Genomic DNA, 923 nt, shown 5'->3' with positions numbered 1-923 from the left:
CCCCTGCCGATCGGCGGGTTCGCCCGCCCCTCAGCCGTCACGAGAACTACTATTCACGTGCTGGGCACCGTTCGTTAACCTTCGGGGCGGACAATCGCCTCGGGCCTGTGCGGGAGCGCGGTCCTCTCATGCGCGAACGACCCAGCCGTCTCGCGCTGGCACCTCAGCCGAGACCCGAATGAAAGGTTGCGCCTCCCATGCGCGAAGTCTTCCACCAGTCCCTCGAGGACCTGCAGTCCCGCCTCGTGGAGATCGCCGACCTCGTGACGGTCTCGATCGACAAGGCCACCCGCGCCTTCGCGACGAGCGACGTCGCCCTCGCCGAGGAGGTGATCGCCGACGACGCCAAGATCGACGAGCTCGCTGTCGCCCTCGACGAGCAGGCCATCGAGATCCTCGCCCGTCAGCAGCCGGTCGCCCGCGACCTGCGGATCGTCGTCTTCGCGCTGCGCGTGAGCGCGTCGCTCGAGCGCATGGGCGACATGTCCGAGCACATCGCGCAGCTCGCTCGCCTCCGCTTCCCCGAGCGCGCCATCCCGCGCGGTCTGAAGGGCACGTTCACGAAGATGGGCGAGCTCGACGTCGAGATCTCACGCACGCTCACCGAACTGCTGCGCACGCAGGACCTCCGTCTCGCCGACACCATCCGCAACACCGACGACGACATCGACGAGCTGCACGCCAGCGTCTTCGAGAAGGTGCTCAGCGACAACTGGAAGGGCGAAGCGACCGCGACCGTCGACGCCACGCTCGCCAGCCGCTACCACGAGCGCTTCGCCGACCACGCCGTCGCGGTCGCCAAGAAGGTCGTCTACCTCGCGACCGGCGACTGGCAGGTGCAGGAGGAGGACATCGCCTTCGCCGTCGAGCAGCAGGAGCAGCACGGGCACGCCTGACCCGGCATGACGAAGGGGGCGGATGCT

Annotated in this window: 1 protein-coding gene; it reads left to right on the top strand. The window is 68.4% G+C overall.

The window, feature by feature from the left end:
• The first annotated feature begins 197 nt into the window (after nucleotides 1-197).
• Complete coding sequence (gene phoU / locus AUC47_RS10790) at nucleotides 198-896, top strand: phosphate signaling complex protein PhoU (RefSeq protein WP_096715197.1); 699 nt, start codon at nucleotides 198-200, stop codon at nucleotides 894-896.
• Nucleotides 897-923 lie beyond the last annotated feature (27 nt).

This window comes from Microbacterium sp. SZ1, from assembly GCF_002362255.1.
In the GTDB taxonomy this organism is placed as follows: Bacteria; Actinomycetota; Actinomycetes; order Actinomycetales; family Microbacteriaceae; genus Microbacterium.
The sequence above is the reverse complement of the archived record's forward strand: the minus strand, read 5'-3'. Positions and strand labels throughout refer to the sequence as shown.